Origin of the sequence: Thauera sp. 2A1, from assembly GCF_009469595.2 — a bacterium.
Classification (GTDB): Bacteria; Pseudomonadota; Gammaproteobacteria; order Burkholderiales; family Rhodocyclaceae; genus Thauera.
Genome location: NZ_SSXV01000001.1, coordinates 371,469 through 391,448 on the forward strand (window position 1 = coordinate 371,469; position 19,980 = coordinate 391,448).

The following is a 19,980-nucleotide window of genomic DNA, read 5'->3' on the forward strand; positions in this document are numbered from 1 at the left end:
ATGAAGACCTGGATGAAGAGCACTCTTGCCGCCGCGCTTGTTGCCAGCACGGCCTTCGGCGCATCGGCAGCGATGGCGCGCGGCGGACACTGCGACGGTTATAGCCCGGGGCCGATGATGCAGCGCTTGGATCCCGCGCAGATGAGCGAGCGCATCGTGCAGCGCGCCGACACGCAGCTTGCGCGCCTGGAACTGGCGCTGGCGCTGAAACCGGATCAGCAGGGCGCGTGGTCGCAGTTCAAGGGCGCGATGCTGGTGCGGGCAAGGGACGTCGGCGAGCGCATGGCGGCGCACCGTGCCGCGCCGTGGCCCGCCACTGCCACCGAACGCCTGCAGCGCATGGAGGAGATGAGCCGCATCCACCAGACCGAGCTGGCTGAAACGCGACGCGCGGTGGAGGCCTTCTATCCGCACCTGAGCGATGCGCAGAAGAAAGTCTTCGACGCCGACTTCCACATGGGGCCGCGCGGCGGCAAGGGGGACCGCGGGCCGGGCATGCGGCAGGGGCCCGCGGACGGCGCGGGGCAGGGAATGGGGCCTGGTCGGGGCATGGGGCCGGGCCGCGGCTGAGGCGGAGTAGCCGCAGAACGCAGTCGGTCACCCCGCGTGCGATCCGCTCGAACCGCGCCTGCAAGGCGGCTCGGCTCGAGCAACTGTCGCGGCTGATGGACGGCTGCCGAAATGGAAGAAGGCCACCCCGTGGGGTGGCCTTCCTGTCTCCTCCCCTATTATCCGGGGACGCAGTCTCTTAGTGGAACTGCTCTTCTTCGGTCGAACCGGTGAGGGCCTTCACCGAGGAAGAGCCGCCCTGGATGACGGTGGTGACGTCGTCGAAGTAGCCGGCGCCGACTTCCTGCTGGTGCGACACGAAGGTGTAGCCCTGCTCGCGCGCGGCGAATTCCGGCTCCTGCACCATCTCGGTGTAGTGCTTCATGCCTTCGCCGCGAGCGTAGGCGTGAGCGAACTTGAAGGTGTTGAACCAGTTGATGTGGATGCCGGCCAGGGTGATGAACTGGTACTTGTAGCCCAGCGCCGAGAGCTCGTCCTGGAACTTGGCGATGGTGGCATCGTCCAGGTTCTTCTTCCAGTTGAAGGACGGGGAGCAGTTGTAGGACAGCAGTTTGCCCGGACAGGCGGCATGCACGGCCTGGGCGAACTCGCGGGCGAAGCCGAGATCCGGCGTGCCGGTCTCGCACCACACCAGGTCGGCGTACGGCGCGTAGGCGACGCCGCGGCTGATGGCCTGCTCAAGACCGTTCTTGACGCGGTAGAAGCCTTCCTGCGTGCGCTCGCCGGTGAGGAAGGGCTTGTCGTTGGCGTCGTGATCGGAGGTGATCAGGTTCGCGGCTTCCGCATCGGTACGGGCCAGGATGATGGTCGGCACACCCATGACGTCGGCGGCGAAGCGGGCCGAGATCAGCTTCTCGATCGCCTCCTGGGTCGGCACCAGCACCTTGCCGCCCATGTGGCCGCACTTCTTCACCGCGGCGAGCTGGTCTTCGAAGTGCACACCGGCGGCGCCGGCGGCGATCATGTTCTTCATCAGTTCGAAGGCGTTCAGCACGCCGCCGAAACCGGCTTCAGCGTCAGCGACGATCGGCAGGAAATAGTCGATGAATTCCTTGTCGCCCGGGTTGATGCCACGCGACCACTGGATCTCGTCGGCGCGCTTGAAGGTGTTGTTGATTCGGCGGACCATGGTAGGCACCGAGTCGTAGGCGTACAGCGACTGGTCGGGGTACATGGTCTCGGAGGTGTTGCCGTCGGCGGCGACCTGCCAGCCCGACAGATAGACCGCCTCGAGGCCGGCCTTGGCCTGCTGCATCGCCTGACCGGCGGTGATCGCGCCGAAGGCGTTCACATAACCCTTCTTGGCGCCACCATTGACACGCTCCCACAGCAGCTTTGCACCGCGCTGGGCCAGCGTGTATTCGGGCTGCAGGCTGCCGCGGAGGCGAACCACGTCGGCGGCGGCGTAACCGCGCTTGATGCCTTTCCAACGGGGATTCTCGGCCCAGTCTTTTTCGAGGGCGGCGATTTGCTGTTCGCGGGTCAGGGTCATGATGCTTCCTTGTCTGATTCGGGAGTTGATTCAACCTCAGCCGCCGGCGTTGCGCCCGCCGGCAGAGGTCCAAGCCGGAACATCTTCGAGGGAGAGAGGTGTTGCGGTTGAGAGAAAGTATAGGCTGCATCGTGCGCAGCAGCAATATGTCTTATATAAGATATAAGAAAAAAGTTTTCCAATAAAAACAAGGTCTTGTGTTTTTCGTTTCACGATATGAGAAAGGAATCGACGTCGTGAAATGGAATGCGGTACGGCGTGTGTTGCGCTGCGGCGCCCTGCAGGCCGATTCCGGCGACCCTGTTGGAACCTGATGCACAGCCGGCGTCAGAAGAGCGCGGTCGGGGAGACGATGACCCCATCCTCGTCTGCGTAGAGGTAGTGGCCGGGAATGAAGGTCACGCCACCGAACGTGACGGGCAGATCGGTCTCGCCGGTATTGCGTTTGACCGTCTTGCGCGGATGGGTGCCGAGGGCGAACACACCGATATTCATCCCGCCGATCGCTTTCGAATCCCGGATGCAACCGTACACGACGATGCCGCCCCAGCCGTTGCGCACACCGAGCTCGGCCAACTGGTCGCCGACGAGCGCGCAGCGCATCGAGCCACCGCCGTCGATGACGAGCACCCGGCCTTCGCCTGCCGTCTCCAGCGTCTTGCGCACCAGCGCGTTGTCCTCGAACAGCTTCAGCGTGGTGATCGGCCCGCCGAACGCGCTACGGCCGCCAAAGCTGCGGAACATCGGGCTGACGACGCTCACCTTGTCTTCGTTGGCGTCGCAGAGATCGGTGGTCTGGATGGTCATGGAAGCTCCTCGCTGAAAACGTGCAGGGCGGGTACCTGCGGGCCCGCGCATGATAGCCGAGTGCGGCATGCCTGCGCGGGCGCGGGGCGGCGGGGCGTCGCTGAAGCGATCCGGGCCGTACAAAGAAAGACGCCTCCCTGTGCGGGAGGCGTCATGCACGGGCTGGCGAGAGCGGTTCAGACGGTCGTCGCATCCTCGGTCTGCTCGAACAGCAGCTTCACCTTGTCTTCCTCGTCGAGGTCGATGGTGACCTTGCCGCCGTTGGCAAGCCGCCCGAACAGGAGTTCGTCGGCGAGTGCGGAGCGGATCGTGTCCTGGATCAGGCGGGCCATCGGGCGTGCACCCATCAGCGGATCGAAGCCCTTTTCGGCGAGCCAGGCTTTCAGGTCTTCGGTGAAGTGCGCCTCGACCTTCTTCTCGTGCAGTTGCGCTTCGAGCTGCATCAGGAACTTGTCCACCACGCGCAGGATGATTTCGTTATCCAGCGCCTTGAACGAGATGGTGGCATCCAGCCGGTTGCGGAACTCCGGCGAGAACATGCGCTTGATGTCTTCCATCTCGTCGCCGGCTTCGCGCTTGGCGGAGAAGCCGATGACCGATTTCTGCATCGTCTCCGCTCCCGCGTTGGTGGTCATGATCACGATCACGTTGCGGAAGTCCGCCTGCCGACCGTTGTTGTCAGTCAGCGTGCCGTGGTCCATGACCTGCAGCAGGATGTTGTAGATGTCCGGATGCGCCTTCTCGATCTCGTCGAGCAGCAGCACGCAGTGAGGCTTCTTGGTGATCTGCTCGGTGAGCAGGCCGCCCTGGTCGAAACCCACATAGCCCGGGGGGGCGCCGATCAGACGGCTCACCGCATGGCGCTCCATGTATTCAGACATGTCGAAGCGCACCAGTTCGATGCCCAGCACGTAGGCGAGCTGACGTGCGACCTCGGTCTTGCCCACACCCGTCGGCCCAGAGAACAGGAAGGAACCGATCGGCTTCTGCGGATTTCCGAGCCCGGACCGCGACATCTTGATTGCCTGCGCCAGCGCGTCGATGGCTGCGTCCTGGCCGAACACCACGTTCTTGAGGTCGCGCTCCAGTGTCTTCAGTGCCGCGCGGTCGTCGTTGGAGACGGTGCGCGGCGGGATGCGGGCGATCTTGGCGACGATTTCCTCGATCTCGTTCTTGCCGATGGTCTTCTTCTGCCTGGACTTTGGCAGGATGCGCTGCGCTGCGCCGGCCTCGTCGATGACGTCGATTGCCTTGTCGGGCAGGTGACGGTCATTGATGTAGCGCGCCGACAGCTCCGCCGCGCTCGACAGCGCCGACGTCGAGTACTTCACGCCGTGATGTTCCTCGAAGCGGCTTTTGAGTCCCTTCAGGATTTCCACCGTTTCGGCCACCGAGGGCTCGACGACGTCCACCTTCTGGAAGCGGCGCGACAGCGCGTGGTCCTTCTCGAAGATCTGGCGGAACTCGTTGTAGGTGGTGGCGCCGATGCACTTCAACTGACCGGACGACAGCGCGGGCTTGAGCAGGTTGGACGCGTCCAGCGTGCCGCCCGATGCGGCGCCGGCGCCGATCAGCGTGTGGATCTCGTCGATGAACAGGATCGCATTGGGGTTCTCGAGCAACTGCTTGAGCACCGCCTTCAGGCGCTGCTCGAAGTCGCCGCGATACTTGGTGCCGGCAAGCAGTGCGCCCATGTCGAGCGCGAAGACCTGAGCGTTCTCGAGGATCTCCGGAACGCGGCCTTCGACGATGCGGTGCGCCAGTCCCTCGGCGATGGCGGTCTTGCCGACACCGGCCTCGCCAACCAGCAGCGGATTGTTCTTGCGACGGCGGCAAAGCGTCTGGATGACGCGCTCGACCTCCTTCTCGCGCCCGATCAGCGGATCGATCTTGCCGACGAGGGCCTGCTGGTTCAGGTTCTGTGTGTAGTTCTCGAGTGCGCCGCCAGGTTGCTTCTCCTCCTGCTCGGGCTCGTTCTGCTCCGAGTCGCTGCGGTTCGGCTGGTTGGCGCCCTGCTGCGGCGTCTTGGCGATGCCATGCGAGATGAAATTGACCACGTCCAGCCGCGAGATGTTCTGGCGCTGCAGGAAATACACCGCGTGGGAATCCTTCTCGCCGAAGATCGCGACCAGCACGTTCGCGCCCGTGACTTCCTTCTTGCCGGAAGACTGGACATGCAGGATGGCCCGCTGGATCACGCGCTGGAATCCGAGCGTGGGCTGGGTGTCGATTTCACCGCTGCCTTCGATGGTCGGCGTGTGCTCGTTGATGAAGTTGGTGAGCTCGCGCCGCAACTCGTCGATGTTGGCGGCGCAGGCGCGCAGCACTTCTGCCGCCGAGGGATTGTCGAGCAGGGCGAGCAGCAGATGCTCCACGGTGATGAACTCGTGTCGCTTCTGGCGCGCCTCTACAAAGGCCATGTGCAGGCTCACTTCAAGCTCTTGCGCGATCATTCAATTTTCCTCCATCACGCATGCCAGCGGATGTTGATGCTGACGAGCAAAGGATACGACCTGTTCGACCTTCGTCGAGGCAATGTCACGCGGAAAGACTCCGCATATCCCCATGCCCTCTCTGTGCACTTGGAGCATGACTCGCGTGGCACGTTCGCGATCCATGCCGAAAAATTTCTGCAACACGATTATCACGAAGTCCATCGGCGTGTAATCGTCGTTCAGCAGAAGCACCTTATATAGGGGCGGCGGCCTGGTGCGTGTCCGCTTCGCCTCCAGCAGGAATTCGTCTTGTTTACGGGTACCCATGAAATTCATTCTAAAGAACTCCGGGCAGAGTGCAACAAGTCGAATTCAGTGTGCAGATGGGGGAGTGTTGCGTGATTTCAAGAGCGGCTCGTGCGGTGCGGCATGCCTGGAATCCAGGAAAGTGCCTGTCTATTTAACATGTTCCAGAACTGTCCTTTTAACCGAATGCTGCGACGCGCCAAAAAAGCATCCGAAGAAGTCGTTGACGGTATGCGGGCAAGTGCGTAAAAGCCAAGCTGTGCGCCGGTTTCAGGCTTGTCGAAGATAACGACAGGGGGCTGGCGCCGATGTATCGGCCGGGGGGCCGATCGTATCAAGCAACCTTGAAGGAAAGATGCAATATGGCAACTGGCACCGTGAAGTGGTTCAACGATTCCAAGGGTTTCGGCTTCATTACTCCCGATGACGGCAGCGAAGACCTTTTCGCGCACTTTTCTGCCATCAACATGAGTGGCTTCAAGACCCTCAAGGAGGGCGAGAAGGTTTCCTTCGAGGTGACCCAAGGTCCCAAGGGCAAGCAGGCCTCGAACATTCAAAAGGCTTGATGCAGCCAGGCCCGCCCGGAGCGAAAGCCCCGGCCGGCCTTGGAAAGCGAGAAGGCCATCGGTAAACCGATGGCCTTCTCGCTGTCTGGAGTCCGTATGCTTCGCTCGCCGACGTATCCTCAGGCGCAACCTGCGGTTGCGGCTGGGGTGGCAAGGACAGGGCGGAAAGGCTCCGCCCCGAGCATCACTTCAGCTTGATTTCCTTGTACGGCACGTGCTTGCGCGCGACCGGGTCGTACTTGTTGAACTCGAGCTTTTCCGGCGTGGTGCGCTTGTTCTTGGACGTGGTGTAGAAATGACCGGTGCCGGCGGTCGATTCCAGCTTGATCTTTTCGCGGATGCCTTTTGCCATGGCGTTCTCCGTTCAGTTCGGGCGGATTAAAGCTTCTCGCCGCGGGCGCGAAGCTCGGCAACGACGACGTCGATGCCCTTCTTGTCGATGGTGCGCAGACCGGCATTGGAAACGCGCAGGCGGATCCAGCGGTTTTCGCTCTCGCTCCAGAAACGGCGGTTCTGCAGGTTGGGCAGGAAACGGCGCTTGGTCTTGTTATTGGCGTGGGAGACGTTGTTTCCCACCATCGGTGCTTTACCGGTGACTTGGCAGACGCGAGCCATACGTTGCTCCAGGGAATTCTAAGTTCGGGAAACGGTGGAGGATACTGTAGAAGAGCAGGCGATGGCAAGCCCTGCTTGCGACTCCGGCCGGACGAGCCGTGTTCAAAGCAGGCCACGTTCAGCGAATGATACCGGCGCGCCATGCGCTGGAACAACGAAATGGTCGAGGACGCGGACGTCCACCAGCGCCAGCGCATCCTTGAGGGCGCGTGTCAGCATCTCGTCTGCGGTGCTCGGCTCGGAGGCGCCGGAGGGGTGGTTGTGCGCGAAGATGACCGCTGCTGCATTGTACTCGAGCGCGAGCTTGACCACTTCACGCGGATAGACGGAGGTTTGTGTCAGCGTGCCGCGGAACAGGTCCACCGCGTCGATCAGGCAATGGCGTGCATCGAGCAGCATCACGCAGAAGGTCTCATGAGGGAGGTGGCCCAGGCGCAGGCGCAACCAGTCGCGCACTGCCTGCGGCGAATCGAACAGCGCGCGTTCGCGGATCGTCTCGCTGAGCGCACGCCGGGCCAGTTCCATCACTGCCTGCAGTTGGGCATACTTCGCCAGCCCCATTCCCGGGACGGCGGAGAAATCGTCCGCGCTGGCGCTGCACAACCGGGTGAGGCTGCCGAAGCGATGTATCAGGCTGCGCGCAAGGTCGACTGCGCTGTGGCCGCGGATGCCGACGCGCAGGAAGATGGCGAGCAGTTCCGCGTCGGACAGGGCCTGCGTGCCACGCGCGAGCAGTTTTTCGCGCGGCCGTTCGTCCGCCGGCCAGTCGGTGATTGCCATGGTGGCTCCTTGGTTTTCGCGCCATCGAGGAGGTAGGTCAGGTCGGTGCGCGGGTGTCCATTTTAATCGAATGTCATGAACGGTCTACAGGGCAGGAAAATTGTGCTGGGTGTCACCGGCGGCGTCGCGGCCTACAAGGCGGCGGAACTGGTGCGCCTGTTGGGGAAGGCGGGGGCCGATGTGCATGTCGTGCTGACCGAGGGCGGCGCGCGCTTCGTCACGCCGGTCACCTTCCAGGCGCTGTCGGGCAACACCGTGTGGTCGGACCTGTGGGATGCGCGGATGCCCAACAACATGGCGCACATTGATCTCGGCCGTGATGCGGACGTGATCCTGGTGGCGCCGGCGACGGCAGATTTCATCGCCCGCCTGGTGCATGGGCTGGCCGACGACCTGCTCACGACGCTGTGCCTGGCGCGCGATGTGCCGCTCATCGTCGCGCCGGCGATGAACCGCCAGATGTGGGATTCGCCGCCCACCCAGCGCAACGTCCGGCAGTTGCGCGAGGACGGCGTGACGGTCTTCGGTCCCGCCGCGGGAGACCAGGCCTGCGGCGAGGTCGGCATGGGGCGCATGCTCGAGCCGGAGGAACTTCTCGAACTGCTCGAAGGGCATTTCGTGCCCAAGCGCCTGGCGGGGCGCAAGGTGGTGATGACTGCCGGGCCGACTTTTGAAGCCATCGATCCGGTGCGTGGCATCACCAACATCAGTTCGGGAAAGATGGGTTACGCGCTGGCGCGCGCCTGCGCGCAGGCGGGTGCCGAAGTCGTGCTGGTGAGCGGGCCGGTATCGCTGCCGGTGCCGCTGGGCGTGCAGTGCGTGCCCGCTGCCAGCGCGCGGGACATGCGCGCGGCGGTGCTGCGGGCGCTCCCCGATGCCGACGTCTTCATCGGTGTGGCGGCGGTGGCGGACTACCGCCCAGTGCAGGCGGCCGAGCACAAGATCAAGAAGACGGGCGCGGACTTGTCCATCTCCCTGGCACAGAATCCCGACATCCTGGCGGAGGTTGCCGCCTTGCCGGCGGCGCCGTTCTGCGTGGGTTTTGCGGCCGAAAGCCGTGATCTGGACGCCTACGCGGAGGGCAAGCGACGCAACAAGCGCCTGCCGCTGCTGGTCGGCAACCTGGTGAGCGACGGCATGGGCGGGGACGACAATACGGTGATCCTGTACGACGACGCAGGGCGTCATCCGCTGCCGCGCGCATCGAAGGCGGAGGTGGCGCGCGGCATCGTCGACCACCTGGCCGCGATGCTGCCGCCCGCGACCTGAGCGGCGACATCGGCACGGCCGCACACACCACCGAGCGCGACGCGCCAAGGACTCACGGAGGGCTGACATGCACCGAATCGACATCAAGATCCTGGACGACCGGCTCAGGAGCCATCCGCCGGCCTATTCCACCTGCGGTTCGGCGGGCCTCGATCTGCGCGCCTGCCTGCCGGCGGCCATCACCCTGCATCCCGGCGAGACCACGCTGGTGCCGAGCGGTCTGGCGATCCACCTCGCCGATCCCGGGCTGGCGGCAATGGTGCTGCCGCGCTCGGGGCTCGGCCACAAGCACGGCATCGTGCTAGGCAACCTGGTCGGGCTGATCGATTCCGATTACCAGGGGCAGATCTTCGTCTCGGTATGGAACCGCGGGCGTGGCAGCTTCACCATCCAGCCGATGGAGCGCATCGCGCAACTGGTGGTCGTGCCGGTGCTGCAGGTGTCGCTGAACGTCGTCGAGGAGTTCGACGCCAGCGAGCGTGGCGAGGGCGGTTTCGGCAGCACGGGCCAGCACTGATGCAGCATGTGGGCATCCCGACCGGCGTCCATGTGCTGTGCGAGCGCGATGGCCGCATCCTGCTGATGCGGCGGTCGGGCACCGGCTTCTTCGATGGCCTCTACAGCTTGCCGGGTGGGCATGTGGAGCCGGGGGAGTCGGTGCTGCACACCGCGGTGCGCGAAATGCGGGAGGAAACCGGCCTCGCACTGGATTTCGACGGGCTGGAATGGATGGGGGTGGTGCACCGTCTGTCCGACACCAACCGCATCGATTTCTTCCTGCGCGCCACTCGCTGGCGCGGAGAGGCCGCGATCCGCGAGCCGGAGAAGTGCGATCGCCTCGAGTGGATCGATCGCGCAGCTCTTCCGGAGTCCATGGTGCCCTATGTGCGCGAGGCGCTGCGCGCGGGGCCGGGCCCCTGGATGCTCGAGCTGGGCTGGCAGCGCTGAGCAGCGCCACTCGCCCGGTGCGCGCTCAGGCCAGCATGTCGGCCCAGATGTTCTTCGCCCAGGCAAACGCGTACTGACCTTCGAGGTCGCTCGCGGCGGTCGACAGGCCGCCGGCGCCTTCGACCGGCATCGGTTGCCGCTTGTCCGCATCGTATTGATGCACCGAAGCCACGTGGATGGCATTGCGTTCGTCGACAAAGCTGTAGCAGGTGTTGGTCAGCACCGGCGTCGGGCTGGGCGGCTCGCCCGCGAGCAGGTTCAGCACCGCGGCGGCGGCCAGCTTGGCGTGCTGGTTGGCCATGTGCCCCGACTTCGGCATGCCCGGCGCCGGCAGCAGCGCATCGCCCAGCACATGCACGCCCGCCACGCCTTTTGCTTCCATCGTCAGCCAGTCGACGTCCACCCAGCGCCCATTGACGAGCGGAAGCCCCGCGCGCACTGCGATGCTGCCGGCGCGCATCGGTGGGATGACATTCAGCACGTCGGCGCGGACGCGGTCGAATTCCAGTTCGGCACTGCGGCTGGTGGCATCCACCGAGCGCAGGTCGCTGTTGGGGACGTAGTCGATCAGTTTTCCGTAGCTCTGGAAGGCCTTCGTGAACAAGGCCTTCTTCGACTGGATCTCGGCATTCGCGTCCAGCACCAGCACTTTCGACCTCGGCTTGTGCCGCTGCAGGTAGCTCGCCACCACGCAGGCGCGCTCGTAGGGTCCGGGCGGGCAGCGGTAGGGCGACTTGGGAACGTGCATCGCGAACACGCCGCCGTCGGGCATGTCCTGCAGTTGCTGGCGCAGCAGCACGGTTTGCGGTCCTGCCTTCCACGCATGGGGGAGGCGCTCGAAGTTGCCTTCGAGCCCGGGAACCGCGGTGGTGATGAAATCGATCCCCGGCGACAGCACCAGCCGGTCATAGCTCAGTACGCCATTGGCCGCGGTGGACACCGTGCGTCGGGCGGGGTCGATCGCGGTCGCCTCGTCGGTGATCAGTCGCACGCCCCATTTCGACTGCAGGGCGGCGTACGACACGCTGATGTCGGCCAGCTCGCGGTAGCCGCCCACCACGAGGTTCGACATGGGGCACGAGACGAAGGCCGCGTTGCGCTCGATCAGCGTGACGTCGACTGCGCCCTGGCTCCACATGCGCAGATATTTCGCTGCGGTGGCGCCGCCGTAGCCTCCGCCGATCACCAGCACATGGGCGCGTGCGCGGGTCGTGGTGCCGGTGCACGCAGTGAGTCCGCCCAACGTGGCAGCGCCGGCAAGTCCTTTCATGAAGCTGCGTCGATTCAGCATTTCGTCCCTTCCTCACTCGTGCGCGCGCTGCGCCGAAAGGTAGCCCGCGATCAGCGCGAGCTGCTCGTCGCTGTAGCCCCTGGCGATCTGGTGCATGATCGTGGCCGGACGCGAGCCGGACTTGAAGGCGAGCAGCTTCTGCATCAAGCGGTCGCGCGCTTCCCCCGCCAGGCTGTCCATGCCGCCGGCGCTGCGGCCGTCGGTGCCGTGGCAATTGGCGCAGGTGGCGGCCAGGTTGCGTGCAAGATTGGCGTCGGCCGCCGCGGCCGCGCCGCCGATGCTGATGCCAAGGCCGAGCAGGCACAGCGAGGCAAGGATGGGAGACAATTTCACCTTGGATTCCTTTTTCGCGTGGGCGCGCGAACTTTTGCGCCGGAGGCGTGGCCTCACCATCGATTTCGCCGGCGCGGCACTCTATCGGGCGCGAGGAGTATAGCCCAGCGCGGCGGGGCCTCATTCTTGTGGAGACGAAACATGAATCACCAACGCAGGCAGGCGCTGCGAGCGGGCGGCGGCCTGGGCCTCTACGCACTGCTCACGGCCGCCGGTCTGATCACCCCTGAACTTGCGCAGGCCGCACAGACGCGCGCCGGTTTTGATGCGCACACGCTCGACGCGGTCTTGTCGGCACTGGGCGCAGGCAAGCCCGCAGCCAGTTCCGACATCGAGCTCAACGTCCCCGACCTCAACGACAACGGCGCGGCGGTGCGGCTGGGCATCGTCAGCCGCCTGCCGAAGACCGAGCAGGTGGCGATCCTGATCGAGAAGAATCCGAGCCCGCTGGCAGCGATCTTCACCATTCCCGAGGGGACGCTCGCCGACTTGCAGACCGAGGTGAAAGTGAGCGAATCCTGCCCCATCCATGTGCTGGTGAAGGCGGGCGGGCGCTTCTACAGCGTCAGGAAGGACGTGCAGGTCACCATCGGTGGCTGCGGCTGATCACGGAGAGCGCGAACATGACCAATCCGACTCGCATCCGCGCCACCGTCAGGGACGGCATCACCGAAGTGCGTGCCCGACTGTCCCACGTCATGGAGACGGGGATGCGCAAGAACGCCGCGGGGGCGCTGATTCCCGCCCATTTCATCACCGATCTCACCGTGTTCAATAACGACCGCGTCGTGCTGAGCGCCCAGTTCGGCCCGTCGGTCTCGGCCAATCCCTATCTGGTCTTCAAGTTCCGTGGCGGCGCTCCCGGCGAACGGGTGCGCGTTAGCTGGACCGACAACCTCGGGGAGAGCCGCAACGACGAGGTGGCCATCGCGTGATCTGTCGTTGCGCGGCTGGTGATCGAATGCCATTGCCACGGCCCGCCAACGGTTCGCTCCGCTGTAGCGAGGAAACGGCGGCGCAGGTCGCGATGATCAGCGCCGCTCGCCGACGCCGTAGCGCCGGTCCAGGCGGTTCATCACGAACACGTAGATGCCGATGATCGCGAGGTACACGATCAGCGAGCCCTGCGCGAAGATGTAGAAGCCGAGCGGGAAGTCGAGAAAGCTGAAGGCGTTGAGTTCGCGAGCGTAGTAGCCCGCGACGAAGGTGACGGAGAACCAGACCACCAGCAGGCTGAAGGTCAGGACCAGGTTGCGGCGCCAGTAGGCGCGGTGTCCATCCGTCAGTTTCATTGCGCCACAGCCTTGATGCCGGTGGAAGGCGGCCCCATCGCTGCGGCCGTCTTCCACCGGGGCGGGCGGGATGCGCCTGCAGGCCGCATCAGCCGCCGTTTCCGTTACCCGTCGCGGCGAAGTTGCGCGACAGCTCGGCCTGGACTTCCTGTGGCGCGGGCTCGTAGCCGCCGGCCTCGAGCACGAACTCGCTTTCGCCGGCGCAGATGGCCTTCAGTCGGCTCTCGAAGCCGTCCATCTCCGACATCGGCACGCGCGCCGAGATCAGCATCCAGCCGGCCGACGGGCTGTCGGTGCTGGTGAGGCGGCCACGACGGGCCGACAGCTCGCCGCTGACTTCGCCGAACAGCGCGTCGGCCATCTTGACCTGCACGTCCAGCATCGGCTCCAGCACCTGCGGTTTCGCGGCGAGCACCGCCTCGATCAGCGCATGGCGCGCGGCGGTGGCGAAGGACACTTCGTTGGAGTCGACCGCGTGGTGCTTGCCGTCCGTCACCACCACGCGCAGGTCCTGGATCGGGAAGCCGGCAAAGGCGCCTTCGCCAAGCGCCTGGCGCACGCCTTTTTCCACCGCCGGCATGAAGTTGGTGGGAATCGCGCCGCCCTTGACCTCGTCGCCCAGTTGCAAGCCCGCGCCGCGCTCGAGCGGCTCGACGCGCAGGGCGACCTCGCCGAACTGGCCCGCGCCGCCGCTCTGCTTCTTGTGGCGGTAGCGCGCCTCGGCAACGATAGAGATCGTCTCGCGGTAGGGAATGGCTGGCGGTGCGGTGTCGAGCTGCAGGTTCCAGCGCGTGGAAAGCTCCTCGAGCACGATCTTGAGGTGCTGCTCACCCAGCCCGCGCACCACCGTGTGGCGGCCGCGCACGTCGTAGCTGACTTCGAGGCAGGGATCCTCGTCGCTGAGGCGGGCCAGCGCCTCGGACAGCTTCTGCTCGTCGGCGGGCTTCTTCGTGATCAGCGCCAGGCCATAGACCGGCTGAGGATAGGCGGGGGCGGCGAGGTGGAAGTAGTCCTCGTCATGAGAATCGTGCAGCACCGCGTCACGGTGGATTTCGTCCACCCGTGCCACGGCGCACAGATCGCCGGGCACGCCCAGCGGCGTCTCGACTGCGTTGCGACCCTGCATGCGCAACAGGTGGGCGACCTTGAAGGGCTTGCGGCCGTCACCGATGAAGAGCTGCGAACTGGGGCTCACCTGGCCCTGATGGATGCGGAACAGGCCGAGCTTGCCGCGGTAGGGATCGTTGGAAACCTGGAACACGTGGGCGACGACGTGGCGCCCGGCGTCAAGTGCCACGTCGACGGACTCGGCCGCGGCGCCGTCGCCTTTCAGGAAGGCGGGCGGGTTGCCTTCGGTGGGATCGGGCGCGAGCTTGCCGAGGATGTCGAGCAGTTCGCGCACGCCGGCGCCGGTGCGCGCGGACACGAAGCACACCGGTACCAGATGGCCCTCGCGCAGCGCCTGCTCGAAGGGCGCGTGCAGTTGCTCGGGGTCCAGCGACTCGCCCTGCTCGAGGTACTTCGCCATCAGATCCTCGTCCAGCTCGACGATCTGGTCGACGATCGCGCTATGCGCGGCGGTCACGCTCGAGATCGCCGTCGTCGCGGCAGTGTCCGGCGCGAAGAAGCAATCCACCACCTTGCCGCCGCCCTGTGCCGGCAGGTTGATCGGCAGGCACTCGCGGCCGAACTCGGCGGCGATGGCCTCCAGCAGTCCGGCAAAGTCGGCGCCGGCGGCATCGATCTTGTTGATGACGATCATGCGGCACTTGCCCCTGGCCGCGGTCATCATGCGGCGCGTGCCGCTTTCCACGCCGGCGGCGGCGTTCACCACCACCGCGGCCGTCTCCACCGCGGGCAGCGTGGCCAGCGCGCGACCGGCAAGGTCGGGCAGGCCCGGTGCATCGAGCAGGTTGATCCAGTGGCCGGCCCACTCCAGATGGACGAGGGCGGCGTGCAGCGAGTGACCCATCGATTTTTCCTGCGGGTCGTAGTCGGAAACCGTGTCGCCGCGCTCGACGCTGCCGGCCGCGCCGATCTCGCCGGCCGCGGCGAGCAGCGCCTCGGCGAGCGTGGTCTTGCCGCTGCCCGCATGGCCGAGCAGGCTCAGGTTGCGGATGTCGTGAACCGAGCTGGGTGTCATCGCTGTGCTCCCTGTGTTTGTGTATGCGATCGCCCCAAGTTTCCGCCTGCCGCAGGCCGATGGCAATGCATCAGATCAAGCCGGCACGTCGTCGGCGCGTGGTCCGGCGCCCCATTGTCACTTCGGCGGTTCAGGCGCTGCGCAGCCCCAGCAGACGGGTGAGCGCGATCGCCGCGAGCGGCAGCACCAGGCCGAGCACGGTCACGGTGACCAGCAGTGCGCCGAGCTCGCCATAGTTCGCCGGGGTGGTGATCGCGCCGGTGGCAGCGTCCTTCACCGCGCGGCTGACGACGTAGATCTCGTTCAGGTACTTGGTGCCGAGCTGGGCTGCGGACAGCGCGAGGTTGGTGAAGGAGGCCATGACCGCGAAGTAGGTCGCCTTCAGGTGCGGCGGCGCCGAATTCGCGATCCACGCCAGCATCGGCACCATCGATACCTGGCCGAGCGGAGATTCGAGCGCGGTGTTGGCGATGGCGATGAAGCGTGCATCGACCATGCCGCCCGTCAGGTTCGCGGTCCAGTGGTGCAGGCCATGGAACATGCCGATGATGGGCAGCGACAGCAAGGTGGTGGTGACGGTCAGGAACACGACGATCTGCGCGATGGATTTTTCCGCCATGAAGCGCCGGAACAGGAACAGGCCGGCGAGCGTCAGGCCGCTGGTGATGAGGTCGAGGCGCGACAGGAAGGACTGGTCGAAACCAAGCTCGTCGATCATCCACCAGCTCGCGCCGGCGCCCGGGCCGGGCAGCGCGCGGAACACGAAGATGACGATGATGGTGCCCAGCAGCATGCGCCGCGCGTCGGGCGCGAGCTCACGCACCAGGCGCACGATCATGAAGCCGATGACGGCGAACGAGGCGGTGAAGATCAGCTCCTCGCCGTAGTCGATGCCCGACAGGCCCACTGCCAGCGTGATCGCGATGAAGGCTGCGCTGCCGCCTAGGATCCACCAGTTGGGGGCGGTCTTCTCCTGCGGCTCGTGCAGCAGGCGGTCGATCTCGGCGCGGTCGCGTCCGAGTGCGGCGAGCCGTCGCGCCTCGCGTCGCTTGAGCATGCCGGCGAGCATGACGCCGCTGACCGACAGCAGCGGGATGATCATGGCGTATTCGTAGATGCGCAGGTAGATCGCCACCTTCTGCGCCTCAGCCAGAGAGGCTGCGCCCGCGAACATCACCACGTTGGCGATCGACACCAGCACGGTGCCGCCGATGATGGCGACGCGCCCCAGCATCTGCATCGTCGTATGCATCAGCCGCACTGCGTCGTCGGGCAGCGGCCTGCCGTGCTCGTCGAGGCGCGGTACTGCCTCGACCGTCATCGCGTCGGCCACCGCGTCCTGCATCACGTAGCCCACCGGCGACAGCAGGGTGGAGAGCACGAACCAGGCTTCTACCGGCATCACCGCACGCATTACCTCCGGTTGGCCGATGAGGCCGATCATGATCGCCAGGCTGGTGGCGATCAGGGCCGCGCCGAGGTAGACCAGGCCGGCCTTGTGCCGCCACATCAGGTCGACGAGGTGGCCGATCGGCATCTTGAGCGCCCACGGGATCCCCGCCCAGAAGCCGAGCGCGGCGAGAAAGGCCGCCGACAGGCCGAGGTAGTCCTTGACGAAGAAGGTGCCGACGATGCCGGTGAGGCCGGACACGCCAGCGGCGCAATACACCATCAGCGGCGGCAGGTAGGACAGGCGCAACTCGCGGCCGAGTTCGAGGATGTTGCGGTCGATCCAGCGGTAAAGGGTAGTCAGCACTTGGCGGTGTTCCCGACGAACTGGAGGGGGATGCAGGGAGGCGGGTGCCGGCGTTTCCAGGTGCCCGAGCCGCTCTGCAGTCAGGATCAGCGCCCCAGCAGACGCTCGACCCAGGGCATGATCCATGGCAGGGACAGCGCGGTGACGAGACCGTTCAGGCCCATTGCCAGTGCGGCGAAGGCGCCTGCCTGTTCGCCCGTCTGGAAGGCGCGCGCGGTGCCGATGCCGTGCGAAGCGAGGCCGATGGCGAAGCCGCGCACCGCGGGGTCGGAGATGTGCAGCCAGCGGTACAGGTAGCGCGCGCCGATGGCGCCGAGGATGCCGGTGCTGATCACCAGCACCGCGGTCAGCGAAGGCAGGCCGCCGAGGCGCTCGGCGACCGCCATCGCGATCGGCGTGGTGACGCTCTTGGGGGCGAGCGACATCAGCGACTCGCGGCTGGCCCCGAGCAGCGCGCCGATACCCCAGGCCGAGAGCGCCGCAGTCAGCGAGCCGGCCACGAGCGCGATCGCCAGCGGTGCCGCCATCGCCTTCAGCCGCGGCCATTGGGCGTACAGCGGAATGGCGAGCGCTACTGTCGCCGGGCCGAGCAGGAAGTGCACGAACTGCGCTCCGTCGAAGTAGGTCTGGTAAGGCGTGCCGGTGAGCAGCAGCACGCTGGCGAGCATGGTGACGGCGAGCAGCACCGGATTGGCGATGGGGTGGAAGCCGGCGCGCTGGTAGATGCGGAACGCCGCCTGGTAGGCGAGCAAGGTCAGCGTGAGCCCGAGCAGCGGCGTCGCCGACAGGTAAACCCAGATTTCTTCCAGCCTCGGCGTCATTGTTGCGCTCCCTTCGACGAGGCGCGGCGGCGTGTCAGCGCTTGCAGCACCACTGCGGTGACGATGATCGCCAGCGCAGTGCTGGCGACCAGCGCCACCAGCAGCGGCAGCCACTCGTTGGCCAGGCGGTCGCCGTACAGCACGATGCCGGTGCCGGCCGGCACGAACAGCAGCGACAGGTGCTGCAGTAGGCTGCCGGCCGTCTGGCGCAGGTCTTCGTCCGGGCCGCCGCGCACCAGCAGCGTCAGGAACAGCAGCGCCATGCCGATGACCGGCCCGGGAATCGGCAGTGCCAGGGCACGGGCGATCACTTCTCCGATCAACTGGAAGACGAGGAGCAGGGTGAGGGCGGCAATCATGGTCGGGACTCCACCAGGCAGATCAGGGATGTGCAGGGCAAGGCTTGCAGGCTACCGCGGCAGGGGCGCGCTGCGGAGCCCCTCTCGGCGTCACAGCAGCGCATGGCCGGCCATGCGCACCAGGATGCCGAGCATCGCGCCGAGCGCGGCGGGTTTCCACACCGAGGCCACGCGCCGCCCGGCGGAGATCAGCACCGCCACGCCACCCACGTCGAGCGGGTGGATCAGGAAGCCGGCGTTGGCGTTCAGCATGGCCACGCTCGCCGTACCGTCCTTCAGCATGCCTTCCATCACGCCCATCATTGCCGTGCCGCCGGCGATGGTCTTGGTCAGCGTGAGCAGCACCATTGCGGGATGGATGCCGAGCGCGCTCAGCAAGGGCGTGAGCGCCGCAGTCAGGGCGTCGATCGCCCCGGACGCCCGCAGCACCATCACCACCACCAGCGCGATGACCAGCATCGGGATCGCACTGACGGCGATCTTGAAGGCTTCGGCGCCGGCGCGGTTGATCACGTCGAGCACGCCCTTGGCATCGTCGGCGACACGGTGTTGCAGTGTTTCGTCGAGCCGGCCTTCCTCCGCCGACAGGCTGCGGCCGAAACCGTGGTAGGTGGCCGCCGCGGCGATCAGCCCGCCGATCGCCGAAAGCGCCAGCGCGGGGCCGAAAGCCAGACCCATCGCTGCCATCGGAAAGGTGACGTTGGCCTGCGCCATCGCCATCACCATGGCCAGCGTGGCGGCGAGGTGGCGGTCCGACGCGCCACGGCCTTCCATCATCGTCAGCGTGGCGACCGGCGCGGCGAAGCTCACGAAATTGACCTGCAGCGCGGCGAATACACCCAGCCCGGTGAGCCCGGCGGGGCGCAGCAGCGGGGTCAGGCGCACCACGATCCAGTCGAGCACGCCGCGCGCCTCGAGCAGGCGCATCAGCGTCAGCATCACCACCATGATCGGCAGCAGCACGAAGAGCGCGAGTTCGATGGCCGAACGGCCGGCCTGAAGGATGGTCTGCGTCATGAGATCCATGGATTGCCGTGGGGATGAGGATTGGTGCAGTGCGGCATATTAGAGCCTCGCCTGCGCGGCGTCGATCGCTGTGCCCTGGAGCTGTCGTGCGCCAGCCCGTAGCGTTTCAACTGCGCCGGAAGATCCGCACGCCGAGCAGCACGCCGGCAACCAGCAGCGCGATGCCGGTCGCCTCGGCGACGCTGGGCCAGCGGCGATACCAGACGAAGGCATAGAGCAGCGCGGACAGCGTCTCGAACACGATCAACTGGCCAACCAGCGCGGCGGGCAGGCGGTGGCTGGCATGGTTCCACAGCAGCGTGCCGAGCCAGGAGGCGCACAGCCCGAGCAAGGCCATCATGCCGATGAAGACCGTCGGCCTTGGCCCCAGCGGCCAGTCGAAGCCGCCGCCGGGTGCGGCGCCGAGACCGTCCCACAGCGCGTACGCCAGCCCGCCGAGCAGCGCGAGCGGCAGCGTCGCCAGCCCCTGCGCCGTTGCCCACGCGCGCGACAGGCCGGCGCCGCGGGCGCGCAGCCAGCGGCTGTTGCGGATCGGATACCACGTCCAGCAGGCGAGCGCGCAGACCGCCAGCGCGATGCCCGATAGATAGCGGGCGCTGTCGGCCGCAGGGGAGGTGGCTGACGAGGGGGTGTCCGCGTGCACGATCGCCAGGCCGGCCAGCATCACCGCCAGCGGCAGCGCGAGCTTCCGCCACGGCACCCCCTCGTCGTCGCCTGCGCGACGGTCGATCAGGTTCGCGCACAGCGCGATCACCACCGGCAGCGTGCCGATCATCAGCGTCGGCAGCGGCGCGCCGGCAAGCTGGATCGCGCTCGACAGCGTCGCGTAGTAGAGCAGGTTGCCGATCAGCGCGAGCTTGAACGCTTCGGTCCAGTCGGCGCGGGTAAGTTCGGCCAGCGCACGGCGGTCGAACCAGGCCAGGCCCAGCGCCAGGACGCCGAAGGCGAGGTAACGGCCGATCGACAGCATCAGGCCTGGGTAGTCGTGCAGCACCAGCGGGGTGACGAAGACCAACCCCCACAGCAGGCCGGCGCCGAGCGCGGAGAGGAGGCCGGCGATCATCGTCGGTCGTCATCCCGCGTTGGCTTTTTCGTCATCCTTGCATCTCCAGGCGGGGGCAGTGACCGGACGGGCCCCGAGTCCTTGTCTATTGGTGGCGGATGATTGACC

Annotated in this window: 23 protein-coding genes; 7 read left to right on the plus strand and 16 right to left on the minus strand. The window is 66.2% G+C overall.

The features are described 5' to 3' along the window. The gene (locus GH664_RS01855; RefSeq protein ID WP_153166423.1) at positions 1-570 is read left to right on the plus strand and encodes a Spy/CpxP family protein refolding chaperone; all 570 of its coding nucleotides are present in this window, start codon (positions 1-3) and stop codon (positions 568-570) included. Positions 571-748: 178 nt separating this feature from the next. Here the strand turns inward: GH664_RS01855 and aceA are convergent, their stop codons facing one another. The 4 genes from aceA to clpS form a co-directional block, all read right to left on the minus strand. Further along, positions 749-2,062, minus strand: a complete 1,314-nt coding sequence (gene aceA, locus GH664_RS01860; RefSeq protein ID WP_153166424.1) for an isocitrate lyase — start codon at positions 2,060-2,062, stop codon at positions 749-751. A 327-nt stretch (positions 2,063-2,389) separates the two neighbouring features. Further along, the gene (gene rraA / locus GH664_RS01865; RefSeq protein ID WP_153166425.1) at positions 2,390-2,869 is read right to left on the minus strand and encodes a ribonuclease E activity regulator RraA; all 480 of its coding nucleotides are present in this window, start codon (positions 2,867-2,869) and stop codon (positions 2,390-2,392) included. A gap of 176 nt (positions 2,870-3,045) precedes the next feature. Continuing rightward, positions 3,046-5,322, minus strand: coding sequence for an ATP-dependent Clp protease ATP-binding subunit ClpA (gene clpA, locus GH664_RS01870; RefSeq protein ID WP_153166426.1), 2,277 nt, complete (start codon positions 5,320-5,322; stop codon positions 3,046-3,048). Beyond that, the gene (gene clpS, locus GH664_RS01875; protein WP_153166497.1) at positions 5,323-5,631 is read right to left on the minus strand and encodes an ATP-dependent Clp protease adapter ClpS; all 309 of its coding nucleotides are present in this window, start codon (positions 5,629-5,631) and stop codon (positions 5,323-5,325) included. 341 nt (positions 5,632-5,972) lie between these two features. Here clpS and GH664_RS01880 point away from each other — a divergent pair, with 341 nt between their 5' ends. Continuing rightward, entirely contained in the window at positions 5,973-6,176 is a 204-nt protein-coding gene (locus tag GH664_RS01880; protein ID WP_107493706.1) for a cold-shock protein, read from the plus strand. A 184-nt stretch (positions 6,177-6,360) separates the two neighbouring features. Here the strand turns inward: GH664_RS01880 and rpmG are convergent, their stop codons facing one another. From rpmG to radC, 3 genes are all read right to left on the minus strand, one after another. Further along, positions 6,361-6,528: a 50S ribosomal protein L33 gene (gene rpmG, locus GH664_RS01885; protein ID WP_068636144.1), complete on the minus strand. Its 168-nt coding sequence runs from the start codon at positions 6,526-6,528 to the stop codon at positions 6,361-6,363. 26 nt (positions 6,529-6,554) lie between these two features. Then, positions 6,555-6,791, minus strand: coding sequence for a 50S ribosomal protein L28 (gene rpmB / locus GH664_RS01890; protein ID WP_153166427.1), 237 nt, complete (start codon positions 6,789-6,791; stop codon positions 6,555-6,557). 102 nt (positions 6,792-6,893) lie between these two features. After that, entirely contained in the window at positions 6,894-7,571 is a 678-nt protein-coding gene (gene radC / locus GH664_RS01895; protein ID WP_153166428.1) for a DNA repair protein RadC, read from the minus strand. Between the two features lie 75 nt (positions 7,572-7,646). Between radC and coaBC the strand changes: the two genes are divergently transcribed. The 3 genes from coaBC (at position 7,647) to GH664_RS01910 (ending at position 9,788) form a co-directional block, all read left to right on the plus strand. Continuing rightward, positions 7,647-8,840 carry a bifunctional phosphopantothenoylcysteine decarboxylase/phosphopantothenate--cysteine ligase CoaBC gene (gene coaBC, locus GH664_RS01900; RefSeq protein ID WP_153166429.1) on the plus strand — a complete coding sequence of 398 codons (1,194 nt, stop codon included), beginning with the start codon at positions 7,647-7,649 and terminating at the stop codon, positions 8,838-8,840. Positions 8,841-8,907: 67 nt separating this feature from the next. After that, the gene (gene dut, locus GH664_RS01905) at positions 8,908-9,357 is read left to right on the plus strand and encodes a dUTP diphosphatase (RefSeq protein ID WP_153166430.1); all 450 of its coding nucleotides are present in this window, start codon (positions 8,908-8,910) and stop codon (positions 9,355-9,357) included. Next, complete coding sequence (locus tag GH664_RS01910) at positions 9,357-9,788, plus strand: NUDIX domain-containing protein (protein ID WP_153166431.1); 432 nt, start codon at positions 9,357-9,359, stop codon at positions 9,786-9,788. The genes dut and GH664_RS01910 overlap by 1 nt, the downstream gene beginning before the upstream one ends. Before the next feature lie 25 nt (positions 9,789-9,813). Here the strand turns inward: GH664_RS01910 and GH664_RS01915 are convergent, their stop codons facing one another. Both GH664_RS01915 and GH664_RS01920 read right to left on the minus strand, forming a co-directional pair. Beyond that, positions 9,814-11,079: an FCSD flavin-binding domain-containing protein gene (locus GH664_RS01915; RefSeq protein ID WP_153166432.1), complete on the minus strand. Its 1,266-nt coding sequence runs from the start codon at positions 11,077-11,079 to the stop codon at positions 9,814-9,816. A 12-nt stretch (positions 11,080-11,091) separates the two neighbouring features. Next, on the minus strand, positions 11,092-11,412 hold the full coding sequence (locus tag GH664_RS01920; RefSeq protein ID WP_228111334.1) for a c-type cytochrome: 321 nt from the start codon (positions 11,410-11,412) through the stop codon (positions 11,092-11,094). A 141-nt stretch (positions 11,413-11,553) separates the two neighbouring features. Between GH664_RS01920 and GH664_RS01925 the strand changes: the two genes are divergently transcribed. Further along, positions 11,554-12,018 carry a thiosulfate oxidation carrier protein SoxY gene (locus tag GH664_RS01925; protein WP_153166433.1) on the plus strand — a complete coding sequence of 155 codons (465 nt, stop codon included), beginning with the start codon at positions 11,554-11,556 and terminating at the stop codon, positions 12,016-12,018. A 17-nt stretch (positions 12,019-12,035) separates the two neighbouring features. Further along, entirely contained in the window at positions 12,036-12,347 is a 312-nt protein-coding gene (soxZ, locus tag GH664_RS01930; protein WP_153166434.1) for a thiosulfate oxidation carrier complex protein SoxZ, read from the plus strand. A 96-nt stretch (positions 12,348-12,443) separates the two neighbouring features. Here soxZ and GH664_RS01935 read toward each other — a convergent pair whose 3' ends face one another. From GH664_RS01935 to GH664_RS01965, 7 genes are all read right to left on the minus strand, one after another. Beyond that, positions 12,444-12,704, minus strand: coding sequence for a DUF4212 domain-containing protein (locus GH664_RS01935; protein ID WP_153166435.1), 261 nt, complete (start codon positions 12,702-12,704; stop codon positions 12,444-12,446). An 88-nt stretch (positions 12,705-12,792) separates the two neighbouring features. Continuing rightward, positions 12,793-14,847: an elongation factor G gene (gene fusA / locus GH664_RS01940; protein WP_153166436.1), complete on the minus strand. Its 2,055-nt coding sequence runs from the start codon at positions 14,845-14,847 to the stop codon at positions 12,793-12,795. Positions 14,848-14,977: 130 nt separating this feature from the next. Next, positions 14,978-16,603: a hypothetical protein gene (locus GH664_RS01945; RefSeq protein ID WP_153166437.1), complete on the minus strand. Its 1,626-nt coding sequence runs from the start codon at positions 16,601-16,603 to the stop codon at positions 14,978-14,980. A gap of 86 nt (positions 16,604-16,689) precedes the next feature. Beyond that, positions 16,690-17,424 carry an LrgB family protein gene (locus GH664_RS01950; protein WP_153166438.1) on the minus strand — a complete coding sequence of 245 codons (735 nt, stop codon included), beginning with the start codon at positions 17,422-17,424 and terminating at the stop codon, positions 16,690-16,692. Next, entirely contained in the window at positions 17,421-17,783 is a 363-nt protein-coding gene (locus GH664_RS01955; protein WP_153166439.1) for a CidA/LrgA family protein, read from the minus strand. The genes GH664_RS01950 and GH664_RS01955 overlap by 4 nt, the downstream gene beginning before the upstream one ends. A 90-nt stretch (positions 17,784-17,873) precedes the next feature. After that, a complete protein-coding gene (locus GH664_RS01960) occupies positions 17,874-18,809 on the minus strand; it encodes a nucleoside recognition family protein (RefSeq protein ID WP_153166440.1) in 936 nt (311 codons plus the stop codon). A gap of 106 nt (positions 18,810-18,915) precedes the next feature. After that, positions 18,916-19,872: a DMT family transporter gene (locus GH664_RS01965; RefSeq protein ID WP_153166441.1), complete on the minus strand. Its 957-nt coding sequence runs from the start codon at positions 19,870-19,872 to the stop codon at positions 18,916-18,918. Between the last annotated feature and the right edge of the window lie 108 nt (positions 19,873-19,980).